The organism is Comamonas sp. 14P8.1.4 (assembly GCF_057799285.1).
Map to the genome: position 1 here is coordinate 103,214 of NZ_JBYOKN010000006.1, position 17,698 is coordinate 120,911.

At 62.2% G+C, this 17,698-nt stretch carries 17 protein-coding genes and 2 tRNA genes; 7 read left to right on the forward strand and 12 right to left on the reverse strand.

Annotated features, from left to right (window positions below; all coding sequences use genetic code 11):
- Positions 1-113 precede the first annotated feature (113 nt).
- Positions 114-1,376, reverse strand: a complete 1,263-nt coding sequence (locus AC27VO_RS11565) for a putative Na+/H+ antiporter (RefSeq protein ID WP_488666864.1) — start codon at positions 1,374-1,376, stop codon at positions 114-116.
- 277 nt (positions 1,377-1,653) lie between these two features.
- On the opposite strand from AC27VO_RS11565, the gene AC27VO_RS11570 reads away from it, so the two are divergent.
- Positions 1,654-1,845, forward strand: a complete 192-nt coding sequence (locus AC27VO_RS11570; RefSeq protein ID WP_488666865.1) for a hypothetical protein — start codon at positions 1,654-1,656, stop codon at positions 1,843-1,845.
- Positions 1,846-2,130: 285 nt separating this feature from the next.
- On the opposite strand, the gene AC27VO_RS11575 is transcribed toward AC27VO_RS11570, so the two are convergent.
- Positions 2,131-3,057 (reverse strand): LysR family transcriptional regulator, encoded by a 927-nt coding sequence (locus AC27VO_RS11575; RefSeq protein ID WP_488666866.1) that lies wholly within the window; start codon positions 3,055-3,057, stop codon positions 2,131-2,133.
- Between the two features lie 120 nt (positions 3,058-3,177).
- On the opposite strand from AC27VO_RS11575, the gene AC27VO_RS11580 reads away from it, so the two are divergent.
- Both AC27VO_RS11580 and AC27VO_RS11585 read left to right on the forward strand, forming a co-directional pair.
- A complete protein-coding gene (locus AC27VO_RS11580) occupies positions 3,178-4,143 on the forward strand; it encodes an amidohydrolase (RefSeq protein WP_488666867.1) in 966 nt (321 codons plus the stop codon).
- A gap of 283 nt (positions 4,144-4,426) precedes the next feature.
- Positions 4,427-5,410 (forward strand): tripartite tricarboxylate transporter substrate binding protein, encoded by a 984-nt coding sequence (locus AC27VO_RS11585; protein WP_488666868.1) that lies wholly within the window; start codon positions 4,427-4,429, stop codon positions 5,408-5,410.
- A 99-nt stretch (positions 5,411-5,509) separates the two neighbouring features.
- Here the strand turns inward: AC27VO_RS11585 and AC27VO_RS11590 are convergent, their stop codons facing one another.
- The gene (locus AC27VO_RS11590; RefSeq protein WP_488666869.1) at positions 5,510-6,205 is read right to left on the reverse strand and encodes a TerC family protein; all 696 of its coding nucleotides are present in this window, start codon (positions 6,203-6,205) and stop codon (positions 5,510-5,512) included.
- Between the two features lie 413 nt (positions 6,206-6,618).
- On the opposite strand from AC27VO_RS11590, the gene AC27VO_RS11595 reads away from it, so the two are divergent.
- From AC27VO_RS11595 to AC27VO_RS11605, 3 genes are all read left to right on the forward strand, one after another.
- Positions 6,619-6,695: transfer RNA gene (locus tag AC27VO_RS11595), tRNA-Gln, on the forward strand.
- 38 nt (positions 6,696-6,733) lie between these two features.
- Positions 6,734-6,810 (forward strand) — tRNA-Gln (locus AC27VO_RS11600).
- A 19-nt stretch (positions 6,811-6,829) separates the two neighbouring features.
- Positions 6,830-6,979, forward strand: a complete 150-nt coding sequence (locus AC27VO_RS11605; protein WP_488666870.1) for a hypothetical protein — start codon at positions 6,830-6,832, stop codon at positions 6,977-6,979.
- Between the two features lie 96 nt (positions 6,980-7,075).
- Here AC27VO_RS11605 and AC27VO_RS11610 read toward each other — a convergent pair whose 3' ends face one another.
- From AC27VO_RS11610 to AC27VO_RS11640, 7 genes are all read right to left on the reverse strand, one after another.
- Complete coding sequence (locus tag AC27VO_RS11610; protein WP_488666871.1) at positions 7,076-7,390, reverse strand: DUF2322 family protein; 315 nt, start codon at positions 7,388-7,390, stop codon at positions 7,076-7,078.
- A gap of 56 nt (positions 7,391-7,446) precedes the next feature.
- Complete coding sequence (locus AC27VO_RS11615; protein WP_488666872.1) at positions 7,447-9,411, reverse strand: UvrD-helicase domain-containing protein; 1,965 nt, start codon at positions 9,409-9,411, stop codon at positions 7,447-7,449.
- Between the two features lie 230 nt (positions 9,412-9,641).
- The gene (locus AC27VO_RS11620) at positions 9,642-10,385 is read right to left on the reverse strand and encodes a hypothetical protein (RefSeq protein WP_488666891.1); all 744 of its coding nucleotides are present in this window, start codon (positions 10,383-10,385) and stop codon (positions 9,642-9,644) included.
- A 24-nt stretch (positions 10,386-10,409) separates the two neighbouring features.
- The gene (locus AC27VO_RS11625) at positions 10,410-10,880 is read right to left on the reverse strand and encodes an EVE domain-containing protein (RefSeq protein ID WP_488666873.1); all 471 of its coding nucleotides are present in this window, start codon (positions 10,878-10,880) and stop codon (positions 10,410-10,412) included.
- A gap of 97 nt (positions 10,881-10,977) precedes the next feature.
- Complete coding sequence (locus AC27VO_RS11630) at positions 10,978-11,532, reverse strand: hypothetical protein (RefSeq protein WP_488666874.1); 555 nt, start codon at positions 11,530-11,532, stop codon at positions 10,978-10,980.
- A 12-nt stretch (positions 11,533-11,544) separates the two neighbouring features.
- Positions 11,545-11,802 (reverse strand): GlsB/YeaQ/YmgE family stress response membrane protein, encoded by a 258-nt coding sequence (locus AC27VO_RS11635; protein WP_488666875.1) that lies wholly within the window; start codon positions 11,800-11,802, stop codon positions 11,545-11,547.
- 136 nt (positions 11,803-11,938) lie between these two features.
- On the reverse strand, positions 11,939-12,697 hold the full coding sequence (locus tag AC27VO_RS11640; protein ID WP_488666876.1) for a glutamine amidotransferase: 759 nt from the start codon (positions 12,695-12,697) through the stop codon (positions 11,939-11,941).
- 194 nt (positions 12,698-12,891) lie between these two features.
- Between AC27VO_RS11640 and AC27VO_RS11645 the strand changes: the two genes are divergently transcribed.
- Entirely contained in the window at positions 12,892-14,250 is a 1,359-nt protein-coding gene (locus AC27VO_RS11645; RefSeq protein ID WP_488666877.1) for an alanine/glycine:cation symporter family protein, read from the forward strand.
- Positions 14,251-14,429: 179 nt separating this feature from the next.
- Here AC27VO_RS11645 and AC27VO_RS11650 read toward each other — a convergent pair whose 3' ends face one another.
- Positions 14,430-15,419, reverse strand: coding sequence for a site-specific integrase (locus tag AC27VO_RS11650; RefSeq protein ID WP_488666878.1), 990 nt, complete (start codon positions 15,417-15,419; stop codon positions 14,430-14,432).
- A 177-nt stretch (positions 15,420-15,596) separates the two neighbouring features.
- Positions 15,597-17,651, reverse strand: a complete 2,055-nt coding sequence (locus AC27VO_RS11655) for a PAS domain S-box protein (protein ID WP_488666879.1) — start codon at positions 17,649-17,651, stop codon at positions 15,597-15,599.
- Between the last annotated feature and the right edge of the window lie 47 nt (positions 17,652-17,698).

Here is a 17,698-nt window from a genome sequence, read left to right on the forward strand (position 1 = left end):
CTCAAGTCGTTCTGCAGTCAGCGCTGGATGGTGTTGAAACCATAGCGGCCAGCGCTTGCTGCATCAGCGCTGGTATCGGTTTTTAGGAAGAAAAACGGCGCGCCGCCGCTGCCTCACAGCAGCAAAAACGCCGCAATCGCCACCGCCGTGGGGGCCAAAGCCCCCAGCAGCAATCCTGCCGCGCTGACGGTTTCGTCTGCAAAACCGCGCTTGAGCAAGGCCACACCTGCCGGGTTGGGGGCGTTGGCAATCACGGTCAATCCACCGCCCGCCACGGCCCCGGCCACCAGCATGTATTGCGAGGCTTCGGAGATGCCTTCAATCAAGGAGCCCAGGTAGGTCAGGGCGGCGTTGTCCGTGATGGCCGTCAATCCCACCGCGCCAATGAACAGCGCCCAGGGCTCCAGACCGGCCACGATGGGCTGCAGCCACCACTGCTGCATGCCGCCCAGCACCACCAGCCCCGCCAGGAAAAAGCCAACCAGCAAGGCTTCTTTCAAAATCAACGGGCTCTGGTATTGCGCATAGGCCTGGGTGAAGCCCAGAAACAGCAGGAACAAGCCCAGAAAAATGACCGGGTGGTGCGCAAAGAGCACCACGCCAGCCAGCAGCAGCAGGTGCACGGCGACCACCGGCCAGGGCGTGCGCGTGGCTGGCGGCAGCGCATCGTTGCCCGGCAGCGTGGGGCGCAGGTGCCGGCGCAGCCAGAACGTGGCGATGCTGGCATTCACCACGACGGCCACGGCCGCCTTCCAGCCGAAGGTGGCGAGCATGAAAGCGCTGTCCCACTGCCAGGTGGTGGCCACCATCAGCACCGGCGGGGCGGCATAGGCCGTCAGCGTGCCACCGATGGAGACATTCACAAAGAGCACCCCCATGGCCAGGTATTTCAGCCCTTCCGGCACATGCGGGCGAAAGATTTGCGTGGCCAGCATCAGCGCGGCAATCGTCATGGCGGCGGGCTCGGTGATGAGCGAGCCCAGCAGCGGCACTGCGGCCAGACCCAGCCAGGCGGTGGCCACCGGCGTGGAAAGGGGCGCCAGCCGGGCCAGGGCGTTGACCCCGGCAATCACCGTGGTTAGCACCGGCTTGGAGGCGGCCATCACCATCACGACGAAGACAAACAGCGGTTCGGTGTAGTTGCGTGATTCCGCATAGTGCAAGGCAGCAGGGCCGCCAGAGGCCAGCGCCATCAGCGCGATGAGCACGATGGCCCAGAAGCCAAAGACCACCTCGACTTCACCGAGCAGGTGAAACAGGCCCGCGTGGCGCGGAAAACGGTGGGAGAGGCGTTCGAGCTGCTTGGCCGCAAAAGTGTGGACCAGGGCCAGGGCAAAGATGGACGCAGCCATCCATTCCAAAGAGACAGGGAGCATGGAGTAGACGAAAAAAAGCAGCGAGGCGGCCCGACCTTCGCTACTTTCCTGATGCACCGTCTTATGCACCACCCAAACCCTATTCTAAGGGCCGTGCGCAAAGACCCTATGGCGCGGCCTTGGCGTGGGCAGCGGCCATCACCAGCCAGCGGCCAGGAGGGGACAGGCGTATGATCCACGCCGGATTCAGCAATGGTCTGCATCCCACAACAACCAAGCGGCGCAAGCCGCTCTTTGAGGCCTTGTGCCCCGCGATAGACAGTGTCAGGTGATAGCGATGGATTGGGTTCCGGTAGTCTTTATTACGTTCAAGGTAGTGGTGTTTGGAACGTGCATGTTCTTTGCCATCAAGTGGCACTACGACCAGGGCAAGAAGAAAAAAGAAGAAGCCCGCGCCGCTGCAGCAGCGGCTGCATCCACACCGGCTACATCGACACCTGCGGTGCAGGGCGCGGACACCGCCCAGTAGTCACCAGCGCAGCACACGCACCCGCACCCGCACCCGCATCTTCGGCGCAATGGCGCGCTGCGATGGGGTTGCGGTAGGGCGGTGGTAGCTGCCCGCCTGCCGCGCACTTCTGCTTTCTTCCAAGGCACATGCGTACCGCTTACCGCTGACGGGATCGCGTCGCCCTCGACCCATCCCTGGTACGTGCTCCGACCTTCCAGCCCGCGCAGGGGTGGAAATATTCTTTGAATCTATAGCTGCCAGCGCAATTTGTATCAGGGTTTCAGGCGGTTTTGATGCCTAACCTCAGTCCGGGCTTTCCGCCGAAGTCTGGAAGGCCTGCATGCCTTGCAGGCAAAACTCCAGAAAACGGTTGGCGGCTGGCGAGAGCTGGCGGCCCGCGCGGGTGATGAGCTGCATTTCGGCATGCTCAAAAGCCGGGTTGTGGATGGGAATGGCGCGCACCAAGCCTTGGGCCAGCTCAGACGTGACGGCGCAGGGCGGCAGCAGCGTGATGCCCTGGCCGCTGCAGACAAAGTGCATCAGCACCGAAATCAGGTTGCTGGTGAGCGCGGGGCTCAGGCGGATCTGGTCCGTATGCTCGGCCGCCTCTACCAGCTGGCGAATACCGTAGACACCTTGCAGCAGAGCCATTGGCCACTGCGTCAGCGCCTGCAAGCTGGTGTGTGGCTGATCGGCCAACGGGTGCTGGGCCGCCACGATGGCGTGCATGGGCTGGCGCACTTTGCTGCGTGCGCGCACCAGCGGATCAGCTGGGGCGTAGTACACCAGCCCGATTTCGGCCTGGTCCTCGCGCACACGCCGCATGATCTCGTTCGTGCCTTCAATCTCCAGCGCGATGGACACACCGGGGTACTGTGCGCGGAACTGGCGGATGGGGCCTTCCACCAGCTCTTGGGCAAACCCTTCGTCGCTGACAATGCTGACGCTGCCGCTGTGCAGCCCGCGCAGCGCAGACAGCTTGGCTAGCATGTCATGCTGGTGGGACTGGTGTTGGCGGTAATAGTCCAGGATCAGGCTGCCCGCCTGCGTGGGGGCTACGCCGCTGCGGTGGCGCTCCAGCAGGGGCACGCCCAAAGATTCTTCCAGCAAGGCGATCTGGCGGCTGACGGCCGAGGGCACGATGCCCAGTTTTTCGGCCGCGTTGCGCACGCTGCCCGTGGTAACGGCCTCATACAGATAGCGAGCACGGGAATCGTTAAATGCGAGCATGGGGCGGGGAAGGTCGGTGGCTCAGAGGGAAAAGCCGTGGCGGCTGGTGCGTTCTATTTATTAGAACAAAAAACAGAAACAAGTGTAAATAACACGCAGATATAGTCTTAGCCTTTCGGCGTGCGCGCTGATATGGATGCGCTGCATGTGCAGGAGCTGAACGCGTGTGCGCACAAATCCGTCAACGAAGGGCGCATGCACGCCTGCGGGCACGACGGCCACACCACCATGCTGCTGGGTGCGGCCCAGGCGCTGGCCTCAGCCCCTGACTTTGCGGGCACGGTGCATTTCATCTTCCAGCCGGCCGAAGAGAACGAAGGCGGCGCACGCGCCATGATTGCCGATGGCCTGTTTGAGCGCTTTCCCATGCAGGCGGTCTACAGCATGCACAACTGGCCCGGCCTGCCTGCGGGCACGGCGGCAGTGCACAGCGAAGCGGTGATGGCGGCTTTTGATGTGTTTGACCTGAGCCTGACGGGCAAAGGCTGCCACGCCGCCATGCCGCACCTGGGCAAAGATGCGCTGCTGGCGGCCTGCCAGCTGGTGACCCAGCTGCCTGCGCTGATTGCGCGCGAGCAGGAAGTGCACAAGCCCGCCGTACTGAGCGTGACCAGCTTCAACGCCGGTGATACCTACAACGTGATGCCCGAGGTGATCAAGCTGCGCGGCACCGTGCGCTGCTTTGACATGGACCAGCGTGCCCGCATTGAGCAGCGCTTTCGCGATGTGATTGCCGCCACATGCACGCTGCATGGGCTGGAGGCGCAGCTGGACTACCGCGTCAGCTACCCCGCCACCATCAACCACCCGGTGCACGCCGAAGTGTGCGCGCAGGTGTTGGGCGAGGTGCTGGGCAGCGGCCAGGTGCGCCGCGACATGAAGCCCAGCATGGCATCGGAAGATTTCTCTTTCATGGCGCAGACTTGTCCCGGTGTCTATATCTGGCTGGGCAATGGCGAGGACAGCGCCTCGCTGCACAACCCCAAGTACGACTTCAACGACAACGTGCTGCCGCTGGGTATGCGCTACTTTGTGGCACTGGTCTATGCCTTGCTGCGCGATGGCAAGCTGCCAGCGGCAGACTGAGTGCATGGCACCAGGCCGCAGCGGCTTTCCCGCAGTGGTCTGAGCCTTGTTGTTGGCGATACAGCGCTTCCGCAAGGGAGCGCTTTTTTTATAGCTGCCAGCCTTTGCTGTGCCTGCATCAAAGACATTTTTTGCTTGAAATTGACGACAGCTTGGTCACGCAGTGCAGGCGTACTGCAGGCGCTGACCAAGGGTTTCAATCTAAGGGTTTTCTGCGAGAAGAGCGTTTTGTCTTCGCACCTAGACTAATTGTCGCCAAACAATTAAATGGGAGACAAATAAGATGACCTTACGTCGCAGAACCTGCTTGCAAGCAGGCCTTTCCGCGCTGGCAGCGGCCAGCTGGGGCAGCGTGCCCGGCGTGGCGCTGGCCAGCAAGCCCTTTCCGCAGCGCGCCATCAAGCTGGTGGTGGCGTTTCCGACCGGTGGCCCGACCGATATCACTATGCGCCAGTTGGCGGAGAACGCCTCCAAAATTCTGGGGCAGCCCATCATTGTGGAAAACCGCCCCGGTGCCTCGGGCTCGCTACCTGCCGCGCAGCTGCAATCGACCATGGCAGACGGCTACACACTGGCACAGTTGCCCATGAGCGTGATGCGCCTGCCATTCACAACCGGACTGAAATGGAACCCGGTGGAGGACTTGAGCTACATCATCAACGTCACCGGCTATGCGTTTTGCATGGTGGCCAGCACACAGTCGGGCCTCAAGCGCTGGCAGGACGTGGTGGCCTGGGCCAAGGCCAACCCGGGCAAGCTGACCATCGGCAACACCGGCACCTACACCTCACCGCATGTCACATCCGCCATCATTGCCCAGCAGCTGGGCATGGATGTGGTGCACGTGCCGTACAAGGGCTCGGCCGAGCTGATGCGCGCCACCATGGCGGGCGAGGTGATGGTGGCCGCAGACACCAGCGCGGTCATTCCCTATGTGGACGAAGGCCGCATGGTGGCGCTGAATGTGTGGACGGAAAAGCGCCTGCCCACGCTGCCGAACACACCCACCTTGATGGAGTTGGGCTTGCCCACCACCCAGTATTCGCCGTTTGGCCTGGTCGGCCCCAAGAACATGCCAGCCGAGGTGCAAGCGCGGCTGCACGATGCGTTCAAGCAGGCCATGGAGATGGACAGCTACCAGGCCATGCTCAAACGCTTTGAGATGCTGCCTATCTATATGAACAGCAGCCGCTACCAGCAGTTTGCCAAGGACTCGTCGCGCAGCGAGCAAGAAGCGCTGCGCAAACTGGACAAATCCAGCACCTGATGCGGGCAGGGCAGTACCCGATGCCCGTTTCCTAGTGCCCAGCAAAAAGGCCTTCTTGCGAAGGCCTTTTGACTGTGGGTCGAAGAGAGAGGGGGATGGTCAGGCCGTGGCAGCCGGTTTTTGGCGCCGGTGCAGCCAGTGGCCGACCCCCAGCACGAAGGCTGCGCCGCACACTGCTGCCACGTATTTGATGGCGGGGTACTGCGCGCTGAAGTCTTGCAGCAGGTGGTCGTTGACGATGGTCTCGCCCGCCACCCAGCCAATCAGGCCTGCGCCCAGCATGACAATCCAGGGGAAGCGGTCCATCAGCTTGATCATCAGTGTCGAGCCGAACAGCACCAGCGGAATACTCAATGCCAGGCCAAAGACCAGCAGCGTCATATCGCCCTGGGCCGTGGCAGCAACGGCAATCACGTTGTCCAGGCACATGACCAGGTCGGCCAGCAAGATGGTGCGAATGGCGGTGAAGATGCTGCCGTTGCGCTTGCCACTGCCTTGGGCGTCATCGCCGGCGTCTTCGCCCTTGAGCAAGCCCACGCCGATCCACAGCAGCAGACAGCCGCCCACAATTTCCAGCAACGGAAACTGCATCAGCTTGGCGGCCACCACGGTCAGGCAGATGCGCAGCACGATGGCAAAACCGCAGCCCCACAAAATGGCTTTGCGCTGCTGCTCTGGGGGCAGTGCGCGCGCTGCGAGGGCGATAACTACGGCGTTGTCTCCGGAGAGGATGACGTCGATCCAAATGATCTTGAAGATGCCGATCCAGAAATCGGCCGTCAGCAGGGTTTCCATGCAGCCAGTGTAGGCAACCGTGGCGGGGCGCCGTTGCAGGACGCAGCCATGTATGCGTGAACGGCATGGGCATGCGAGCGGGTCACTTTACAAAGCGCGGCAACAGGCGCATAACGCCCGCGACCGCCTGCGCGAGCAGGTGCTGAGTGGTTTGGTGGTGGTGATGCAGCGCACAATGCCCACGGTAAATGGCCGATCTGCATCGGGTTCCTGAGCTCGCCAGCCAGCCGGGGAGGGGCTGGGTATGCGTCAGGCGCATAGCAGGCGGGTGTTTTGCCTAAAAAACAGGCAAACTGCAGCATTTCGCCGCGTTCTGCTGAAAAAGTGAGCAGCAAACGACAGTCTTGTATGCAAATTTTTGGTTTTTTCACTTTTTGGTGCAAAAAGTGACGGCATAATCACGGCTTCTCTGAAGGGGAGTCGCCAAGTTGGTTAAGGCACCGGATTTTGATTCCGGCATGCGAGGGTTCGAGTCCTTCCTCCCCTGCCAGATTTGTTCTGGTCTGTAGATGCAGGCAAGAGCGTCGTAGGGGAGTCGCCAAGTTGGTTAAGGCACCGGATTTTGATTCCGGCATGCGAGGGTTCGAGTCCTTCCTCCCCTGCCAAGATATACAAGCCCAGTTCGTGCAAGCGAACTGGGCTTTTGTCATTGGTGCGGCTGAAAAAGGTGGCTGGCTGTGGAAGCTCGGCAATACCAATACGCCAATACGCGCGTTGGAAGTTTTTAGCGGAAATGGCTTCCAGCCCTTATTCAGCCAGCGCTTTCAGCTATGAAAACCATCACATAGACATAGCCATAGAAAAAGGCTCCCGCAGGAGCCTTGGCGCCGCAACCCTGGCAAGGGCGGCATGCTGGATGCTTGATGGGGCTCAGGCCGCGATCAGCTTGACTTCGTAGCCCACGCCGCTGCTGATCACATCGAACAGACGGTCAATATTGGGGTGGCTGCCGGGGTGCTGGCGCGCGGCCTCGGTGTGTTCGGCAAACAGCTCCAGGCCTTCCTGGGCGGCGGCCACGTTGATGCTGCCGTGCTTGGCAGCCAGCGCGTTGTACAGGCGCACCGAGCCGGCCTTGCCTGGCTGGTTGGGAATGGTGGCGGCAATCTGGCCCTGGGCATCGAGCAGTTGTAGCTCGGCGATGTGGTCAATGGCGGGCAGTTGTTGCAGGTTGTCGGCAAAGGCCATGGTGGTTCTCTTTCTGAGTCAGTCAATCACAAAAGGGTAGCAGGCAGCGATTGTGCCTAAAGGGCGGAGCTGTCAAAAGCTTGTACAGGCTGCGTCGCGCTTTCCAGCAGCCACAGCTTGTGGCGCGCGCGGGTCATGGCCACGTACAGGCGGTTGCGTTCCAGAAAAGCGGTCTCTCGCGGGGCGGGTGCGGGAAAGCGACCGGGCGCCAGAAAAGGCAGGGCCACGCAGTCAAATTCCTGGCCCTTGGCCTGCTCAATGCTCAACAGATGGAAGTCAAAACCCGTGCCCTGGCGCTGCGCCTGCTGCGCGCGGCGGGCCATGGCGGCCACGTGCTGTAGCACCTGGGGCACGGTCAGGCCGGCAATGGCGGCCAGAAAGCTCTCCACGCGCGCCTGCAGGCGTGCTTGGTCCTCCTGCGGCATGGGGGTGCCTGCGAACAGGCCCCACAGGTCGGCTTGCTGCAGCAGTGCCTGGGCATCGCTTTGTAAGGCCTGGGGCAGGTTGAGGAATTTGCCAAAGGCGGCAAAGTTGCGCCGCCCGCCTTGCAGACTGTGCTCTCCCACTAAAAAGCGCCAGATGATGTGCGGGTTGGCGTGCATCTGCGCGGCCATGGTGGCCAGATCGGCGCCGGGCTGCTGCGCATCGACGCGGCCCTTGCCAAAGTACAGGGCGCCATCCACAAAAGCCGCCAGCGTGGCGGTGTCCAGCAGGCACGGCGCGTTCTTCCAGTCCGCAGCCTGTATGCCGTGGGCGTACAGCAGGCCCAGCAGCAGGGCCAACTCACGCTGCAGGTACAGCGGTTGCAGACCATGCAGGCTGACGGTTTTGCCCGCGCGGTGCACGGCCCATTCGATGGCGGTGGCCTCGTGCGCATGGCGCAAGATGACGGTCAGCGGCGGCGTCTGCCCAGCGGGCACGCTGGGGCTGGCCGTGCTGGCGGAGGCCGGTGCGGTCGCGGTGAGCGAGGCCTGCGCCTGCAGCAGCAGCTGCAGGCAGTGTGCATCGCTGGTGTAGGGCCACTGCAGCACGCTGGTGCGGCGGTTGCTGGCGGCTTTCATGTCGACGGCAAACCAGCGGTTGACGGCCTGGGCCAGCGGTGGGCCAAAGCGGCGCGACTGGGTCAGCGGCAGGCTTTCGGTGGCGTGCGGCAGAAAATCGGCCAGCTGGTGCAGCTTGTCCTGAAAGACGGACCAGGCCTGGGCCTCAATGTGCTGGTTGAAGTCACCGGCGCCCAGAAACTGCGCCTGGCTGTCGTGCAGCAGACGGCGCAGCACGGTCAGCGAGGCCAGATCCAGGTCGTGCATTTCGTCAAACAGCACCAGGTCATAGGTGGCGGGCAGCGGCGTGTTGGCATCTTGCGTCAGCGCGTAGGTGCAGTCGCCCTCGGCGTAGTAACGGGTGTCGCCGCAGTTATCAATGCGCAGACGCTCATATGCGGTGAACAGGCGTGCCTGGGTGTGGTCCAGCAGGTGCTCCTCACAAAACGTGGCCAAGTCGCAGCCTTCGTCCTGCAGGCGCTGCAGCAGCAGCGATTGCTTGGCGGCGCGCTGAAAGGCGTTGAAGGCCTGCATGTCCACTTCGGTGGGCAGCTCAATGCGCGCGTCGGGTTGGCGCTGCAGCTGCTCTTCCAGCAAGGCCAGCGCCTGCTGGGCCTGGCTGCGCAGCTCCAGCGGGTCGGTGACAAAGCGCACAGCGGCATCGCGCTGGCGCAGCACGCGTGCGCTCCAACGCTCCAGCGTGGTCACATGAATCTGAGGGGGCACATGTTGCAGCAGCATCTGCAGGCGCTGGCGAAAAGCCTGCACGCCCGCTTTGGAGTAAGCCAGCACCAGAATCCGGGCCTGCGGCTGGGTGCGCAAGGCGTGCACGGCGCGGCAGGCCAGCGTGGTGGTTTTGCCCGTGCCCGCCAGGGCCGCCATGATGGCTGAGGCCGCCTTGCTGTAGACAATGGCTTGCTGCTCAGCGGTGAGCATCAGGGTGTGGCCATGGTCGGTGGGAAAGGCGTTGGGGCGTTGCATAGGTGAAAAATACAGGTGACTGTACGAATATACAGTTTATCCACTGAAAGCCCAAACACCTGTACAACAGGTGCGCCGCCGGTGCGCGTTATCGAGCTACCGCGTGACTGCAGCGTGAGGGATCTGGCTGAATGGTGTACGAAGAAATAGGGGCGAAAATGGCTTGAAACAAAGGTGTATCAAGCGCTAATAGCTATGGATTTGAAAGCGTGTGAGAGGGCTGGATAGGCTTACAGCCCATCGTCGCGCCGGGCACCGATGCCCATGCCCAGCCCCATGCCGCCACCCATACCCCCGCCGCCGCCACCATTTCCTCCACCACCGCCACCGCCACGTGCATTACCGCCTGCGGATTCGGTATTGCCGCTGCGACGGGCACCGTTGCCGGTGCTGCCCGGGCGCAGCGGCCCTTGGTTGGGAATGCTGACGTCGGCAGGAATCGCCTCCAGGTAGAGCGCTGCGCGAATGAATTGGCGCAAGGACATCACCAGCGCGGCTGTGCGTACCGGGCGGCCTTCCACCATGTCTTGCGCCGCTTGCGCGGCCATGCGCACCTGCTCCTCGGTGCCCAGCAAGATGATGTCGGAGAAGGCGGCCTCCACGGTGTCGCGCGTGCGGCGCTGGCGCTCGGTGTTGCCACCGGTCATGGCGCTGTCGTCGTCGTCATCGGGCTCCAGGCCTTCGATCAGCGGCTGCTCTGCCGCCTCACTGGCCGCCTCACTGGCCGCGGCCCGTGCCGCACGCAGGTGCACGGGGCTGACGGTCAGGTTGCCAGTGAACGAGCCGCCCAGCGTTTTGTAGGCCGCAATCAAGGTGCGCAAGCGCTCGTTGATCTGGCGGTTTTCACGCTCACGGCGCTTTTGGATGGTCTGCATGAACAGCAGGCGCACCCCCATCATCAGCACCGTCATGAGCAGCAGGCCCAGCACGGTGGTGGCCAGCGAAGACCAGGAGCTGAAATCAAACATACCCATTCCGTGCATAGCGCTGCTTTCTGTTTATTTCAGGAGCGTGTCCTGGATGTAGTGCCATGCCTCGGGTGTTACCGGCGTGATGGACAGCCGGTTGCCGCGCTGCAGCACCCGCATCTGCGCCAGTGCAGGGTGTTCGCGCAGCTCGGCAATTGAGACATAGCGGGTTTTTTTGACGCCCTGTACATCAAGCATGAGCCAGCGCGGCTTGTCGGCAGGGGATTTGGGGTCGTAATACGGATCGGCCGGGTCAAACTGTGTGGGGTCCACCCGCAAGTTGCCAGCAATGCGCGCAATACCGTGGATGCCAGGCTCCGCACAGCTGGAGTGCCAGTACAGCACCCCATCGCCCACTTGCATCTGGTCGCGCATGAAGTTGCGCGCCTGGTAGTTGCGCACGCCGGTCCACGGCATGCACTGGTCGGGCGCGTTCAGGGCGTGATCGATGGAGTATTCATCGGGCTCATTTTTCATGAGCCAATATTGCGGGCTGGTCATGCCGCTATTTAAGCATTGCGTGCCCGTCAGGCGACGGGCTAGGCCGCAAAAAAATGCGCCCTGTAGCGGGCGCGGGTGGTGTGCAGGGCCGTGTGCGTCACGAAGAGGGTGGTGTGCGCCACCTTGCGCTGGCTTGGGACTGGGCATTTTGGGCTTGCTCAACCACGCGCACACAGTCGTTGATGTGGCGTTGCCCCAGGTAGCGCAAAGCGCCATAGCCCACGGCAGCCGCAATGGCCTGCCCGGCAAAAGGCACAAACTTGGCAAACTGCTTGGCGCCCATGCGGGCCCCAACGGTGCGCGCAATGCGCAGCACCATTTGGCGGGTGAGCAGCTTGCCAATGAAGACCGAACCCACCAAGGAGACGGCCTTGTTGACCTGGTCACGCATGGTGGGGTCGAGCGCATCCAGCTGCTCGGGCGCCAGGCCAAACTCTTCACTGATGCTGGGCAGCAGCTTGGAGAGAATGGCCGCATCCACAGCCCAGTCCAGCCCAGGAATGGGCACGGCGCTGGCTGCGCCTGCGACCAGCGCGCGCTTGTGCAGCTTGGCACGGCTACGGGCCACGGCCTGCTGCAGCGCAGCGTCTGTCGCAGGCATATGGCCCATGGGCCCCAGCGCGGGGCTGTCATGCAGGGTGGATGCGTTCATGGGCAATCAGGCTCAGCCTTTGGATTTGCTGCGCACAAAGTTGTACACAAACAAAACCACGATGGCGCCGATGATGGAGGCAATCCAGCCTGCGCTGCTGCCTTCGGGGTAGAAGCCCATGGCCACGCCGGCATAGCCTGCGAGGAAGGAGCCGACGATGCCCAGCACAATGGTCATGATCCAGCCCATGCTGTCGTCACCGGGCTTGAGGGCGCGGGCAATCAGGCCGACGATCAAACCCACGAGCAGCGTACTCAGTAATCCCATCATTTGCAGGCCTCCTTTAAAAGAATGTTGCCACTCTAGAAGACCTGGCTGGGGGTGTGCGTCGGACAGCAGCTTTATTTACCTTTCTTTGCAAAGCGCACAGCGCAAGCCCGGTGGGGCGAGGGCTGCTGCAGCGCCATCAGGCGCATGTGCTCTGGGGGCTGTGCTGGGGCGTGTGCGCCCAGCGTTGGGCATGCAGGGCAAAGCGCGCCAGCAGCTGTGCCGCATCGGGTGTGGGGCCGCAACGCAGCGGTGTGGAGCGTTTCAGGGCAATGTGATCGATATAGCCTTGCATGGCGGCGGCGCTGAACTCCGGGTGAAACTGCACGCCCCAGACGTTGTGGCGCCAGCGGAATGCCTGGTGGGGCTCGTGGGAGTTGCCAGCTATCGCGCAAGCCTGTGGCGGCAAACGACGCACGCTTTGGTAGTGCACCACCTGGGCCTCAAAGCAGCTGGGCATGTGCTGCCACAAGGGGTCGTGCGTGACATCGGCCTGCACGGCGACGGGCACGGTGCCCAGTTCCAGCCCGGCGGGGTGGGCACCGACCTGGCCGCCCAGCAGCTGGGCCAGCAGTTGGTGACCAAAGCAAATACCCAGCACGGGGACGCCGGCTTGGCAAATACCGCCCAGCCAATCTTGCAGCGCCAGCATCCACGGCGCGGCCTCGGTGACCATGGCGTGCGAGCCGCTGATGACCACGCCGGCGCAAGCGTCGGCCGCCGGCCACGTTGTGGCTGGGTCATGGGTGGTGGCGTCAAGCACCGCAACAGGCAGTGGCGCGCTGGGCAGGCCATCGGGTGCGTGCAAGCCTGCGGCAATCCAGTCTTCAAAATCACCCAGTGACTGAGAGATAGCGGGGAAAGTGCTGCCCGTTTTGACGATGTACAGCGTGCGCATGAAGGCTCTCCGAGAAGGAAAAATCAAGCACGCAATCAAGCAAGTTGTGCGCCAGAGCACAAGCGACTTCAGGGGAAAAGCGCATCATGCAATGCATAAATTGCATCGCAGGCGGAGAATGTCGCCCTTGCCATTTGCGCGGGCACCAAAGGGTGGTGGCTGCACAGATGCTGACAACTGAAGAAAAACACGGTATGCAACAACTCACAGAATGGCTCCAGAACCTCAACGGTCTGGTTTGGGGCGTCCCGATGATCGTGCTGATTTTGGGGACGGGCTTTTATCTGCAGCTGCGCCTGGGCTTCATGCCTTTGCGCAATATTGCCTATGGCTTCCGGATGATCTGGAAGAGCCGCACCGCCACGGACAGTGCGCATGGCGATATCTCCCCCTATGCGGCGCTGATGACGGCGCTGTCGGCCACGGTGGGTACGGGCAATATTGCCGGTGTGGCCACTGCCATTGCGGTGGGTGGCCCCGGTGCCGTGTTCTGGATGTGGATGACTGCGCTGGTGGGTATGGCCACGAAGTACGCCGAAGTGGTGGTGGCCGTCAAATACCGCGAAAAAAATGCCAAGGGCCAGTGGGTGGGCGGCCCCATGTATGCCATCAAGAATGGTCTGGGCCCACGCTGGCGCTGGCTGGCGACGGCGTTTGCCGTGTTTGGTGGCCTGGCGGGCTTTGGTATTGGTGCCATGGTGCAGGCCAACGGTATTTCTTCGGCGATGGAGAGCGCTTTTGGCCTGGACACCTGGGTGACGGGCACGGTGATTGCCGTGCTGACAGCGGCCGTGGTGCTGGGTGGTATTCAGCGCATTGGTGCGGTGGCTGAAAAGCTGGTGCCTTCCATGTGCGTGGTCTACATCCTGTGCGTGCTGTGGGTGCTGGGGGTCTATGTGGACCGCATTCCGGCCGCCTTTGCCTTGATCGTGGAGCAGGCGTTCAACCCCACGGCTGCCGTCGGTGGCTTTGCCGGATCGACCGTGCTGATGGCCATTCGCATGGGCGTGGCGCGCGGTATTTTCTCGAATGAAGCGGGCCTGGGTACCGCCGGTATTGCCCAAGCCGCAGGCCAGAGCAAGGACCCCGTGTTCTCCGGCATCGTCGGCATGATGGGCACGTTCATCGACACCATCATCGTTTGCACCATGACGGGCCTCGCGATTGTGGTGAGCGGTGTGTGGAACAGCGGCGCCAGCGGCGCGGTGCTGAGCACGCAAAGCTTTGAGGCGGCCATGCCCGGTATTGGCAAGTATTTGCTGGCGATTTCGCTGGCGCTGTTTGCCTTCACCACGATTTTGGGCTGGGCGTACTACGGCGAAAAGTGCTGGACGTATCTGGTGGGTCCTATCTGCGAAAAGCCCTTCCGCATCCTGTGGGTGGTGGGCGTGTTTGTGGGCGCGGTGGTGACGCTGGATGTGGCGTGGCTGGTGGCCGATACGCTCAATGCGCTGATGGCGATTCCGAATCTGATCTCGCTGCTGCTGCTGTCGCCCGTGATTGCCAAGCTGACCAAAGAGTACTTCGCGGCCAAAAAGGCGGGTTTGAAGTAAGAGGTCACAGGGGAGGGAACCGGTCTAGCAGGCCTTTGCTGCTGGCGGTTTCCTCTAAAACAGGAGCTGCTTGCGCTCGTCCAACTTCGGTTCTCAATGCTTTTTGCGTTGAATGCCAGGTTTGATCAGCGCAGGCAGCTCCTTTTTTTATGGCCGATCTACTTTGAAAGCTGGCGGTATCAGCGCAGCCCGGCATCGTCGCCAAAGTAGGCGCGCAAATGCTGCAGTGCGTTGGGGCTCTTCATGCCGGCGCGGGCCAACACATCGTCCACGCAGCAGCCACTGTCCAGCCATTGCACCAGCACGGTGTTGCGCACCACCTGCGGGCCCATGCGTGCGGGCTCGGGCAGCTGGCTGGCGGCGGCCGCTTGCTGCAGGGTTTTGGTCACCAGGTGCAGCAGGGTGTGGTTGGACAGCTGCGGCGCCTTGCGCGTACAAAACAGTGCCGTCTGCCCCTGCATGGCGTGGTAGCCCGCGCGTTCCTGCAGCCAGTGGTGCAGGGCGCTGTGCAGCTTGGCGGACACAGGCAGGGTGCGGCTTTGCCGGTCGCGCTCGCCTTCGATCTGGATGGCTTCAATCGTGCCGGGCGCGGTCTGTGACCAGCGCAGATGCCCAATTTCTAGCAAGCGCACTTCTTCGGGTGTCAGCCCCAGCTCCATCAACAGCACCAGCACCGCCCGGTCGCGGCTGCTGATCAAATCCTGCGCCGCCGGAATTTGCCGGGCCAGCGCACGCCACATGCGGGGCGACAAAATGGCGCCTTGAGGGTCTTCGCTGGGCGGTACATCCTGCGCGGTCAGCCCCTGGGCGGGGTTGGTTGCGGCCCAGCGGTGCAGCACGGCATGGTCATAGACGCGATCGAGCACGCGCCAGTAGCGCCGGCGTGTGATGTCGCTGGGCTGGCTGCGTTTGGGGCTTTGCGGTCCATGGTTGATGAACGCGAGCACCTGCTGGGGCGTGGCTGTGGCCCAGGTCAGCGGATCGCCCACATCGCCCCCCGCCAGAAAGCGCAGCCATGACTGCCAGATAAACCCATAGGGCTTGGCAGCGTGCGGGCTCAGCGGCTCCCAGGGGTTTTGGCCGCAGGTGCGCAGCCAGTGCTCGAACACCTGGTCGCCCTGCAGGGGCGAGAGGGTGGGGAGAGCATCATCATCCAGACAAGTGGGCATGCAGGGGGTCTCAGCGAAGGCGTGCAATCAAACGGTGATTTTTGCCGCTTCTGCACACGTTTCGCATGTGGTTAACACGTTCATGCGCTGCTTCCATCCATGGCGCCTGCGTGCGGCGCAGCTGCACTGCGCAAGCCTGCGCACCACCTGCTGCACAGATGGCGTTGCTTGCCGCGCTTAATGCAGCAGTGGCTTGGTGTTGGCGTGCCAGGGCTTGAGATCGTCGTTGGCCAGCACCATCAGCTCATTGGCCGTGCCCTTGGACTGCAGCGTGCTGGTGTAGCCCAGCTGGATTTCCTGGACGTTGTATTTGCCACAAGACACATCGGCACCAAGAATGGACTGCCCCAAGCGCTGCACCAGCGCGCGGAAGGCGGCGGCATCCTTGATGCCTGGCAGCAGCAAGGCCAGCTGGGTTTCACCATAGCGGGCCAGTGTGTCGGTGCTGCGCAGTTGCTGCTGCAGCAGCTGTGCGAGCAGGCGCAGCACAGCGGTGGTGTCTGCATCGACTGCATGCATGGCAGGCGTGGTGCTGGGGATGATGTGGATCAGCAGCACGCCCACATATTCGGATTTGCGCCGGGCGCTGAGCAAGCTGTTGCTCAGGCGGTCCATGAACAGCTTTTGCGAAGGCAGGCCGGTCTGGCTGTCGTGCAGATCTGCGTGCGGGAGCATGGCCTCCAGGCCCGGGCGCTCACTCACATCGCTGATGACGGCGATGAAGTGGTGCGGGCGCTTGAGTTCATTGAGCACCGGGGAGATGGACAGGCGCTGCATCCACACCGAGCCATTGGTGCGCGTGAACATGATCTCGCTTTGCCAGTACTGGTGCACCGCAACGGTTTGCCACAGCTTACTCATGTCCGGGGGAATGTCTGCATCTTCATACAGCGCTTCCAGCGCCTTGCCGATGCAGTCTTCGCGTACTTTTTCCATCAGGCGCAAAAAGGCCGGGTTCACATCCGAGATGTTGTGGTTGGCATCCACAATGGCCACGCCTTCGCGCACATGCTGGAACACGCTGGCCGCAATGCGCAGCTGGGCGTCGGTGCGTTTGCGCTCGGAAATATCTTGCAGATAGCCCACGAAAATAGTGCCCGTTGCGGTGAATGCCTTGCCAATGGCCAGCTGCAAAGGCACATGGCGCCCATCTTTGTGTTTGCCCAGTACTTCGCGCCCGTTGACGGAAATAGGCTTGTCTGGCTTGCCAATGTGCTTGTGCAGATGGCCGTCATGCTGCTCCGCCAGCGGAGAAGGCATGAGCATGGAAATATTGTTGCCAATGACTTCTTCGGGGCCGTAGCCAAAGATGCGCTGGGCCGCAGCGTTGAAGTCCAGCACCAGCCCCTTGTCGTTGATGGTGATGACGCCATCTTTGGCCGTATCCACCATGGCATGCAGGCGGGCATCACGCGCCGCTACGGCTTGCCAGAGATCGCGGTAGCGCAACAGCGCGTTGGCCAGCCCAAAGATCAGAAACACCACGCAGGCCATGGTGGCGATCGTCAGGGACAGCGTCTGGTGGTCAGACATGCCGATGCTGCCGTGGATGGTCTTGGATGACTCGGGGTGCGCGACAAAGCGCAGCGCATGCATGGAGACGTAATGCATGCTGGCCATGGCCACAGTCATCAGCAGGGGAGGCATCAGGTGCCAGTACCAGCGCTGACGCTGCAGGGGCCACTGGAAAATGGCGCGGTGTGAGACAAATGCCGCCGTGGCAAATGCCAGGCCAAGCAAGAAAGACAGTACAAAAAGCGGCAGCTGGAAAAAAGCCTGTCCGTTGAACTCCAGCGCCCTAATACCGCTGTAATGCATGCCTGCAATGCCCAGGCCCACCAACAGGCCGCTGCTCAGAATGCGCAGGGTAGAGGGGTTTTCGCTTTGCAGCGACCACAGCGCCAAGCCTGCCGCCACCATGCCTGGAATGATGGAAACCGCCGTGCCCACCGTGTTGTAGCCCACTGGAAATGGCAGGTGCATGGCCAGCATGCCAATGAAGTGCATGGCCCAGATGCCCAGGCCCAGCACCATGCTGGAGCACAGCAAAGACACCCGCCGGTGGCTGACCGCCGCAGCCTGGCGGTTGGTGTGCGCCATGTAAAAAGCAGAGCAACTGCTGATGAAGGCCACCAGCAGTGAGAGCAAGACCAAGCCCATGTCATGGCTGACGTGAACAAAATGAAGGACGGATTGATCGCTCGCGTTGTCAAAAACAAATGGATCAAGCACGCAGATTCCTTTGCAAGAAGGTGTCTAAAACAACCAATGAATCAACA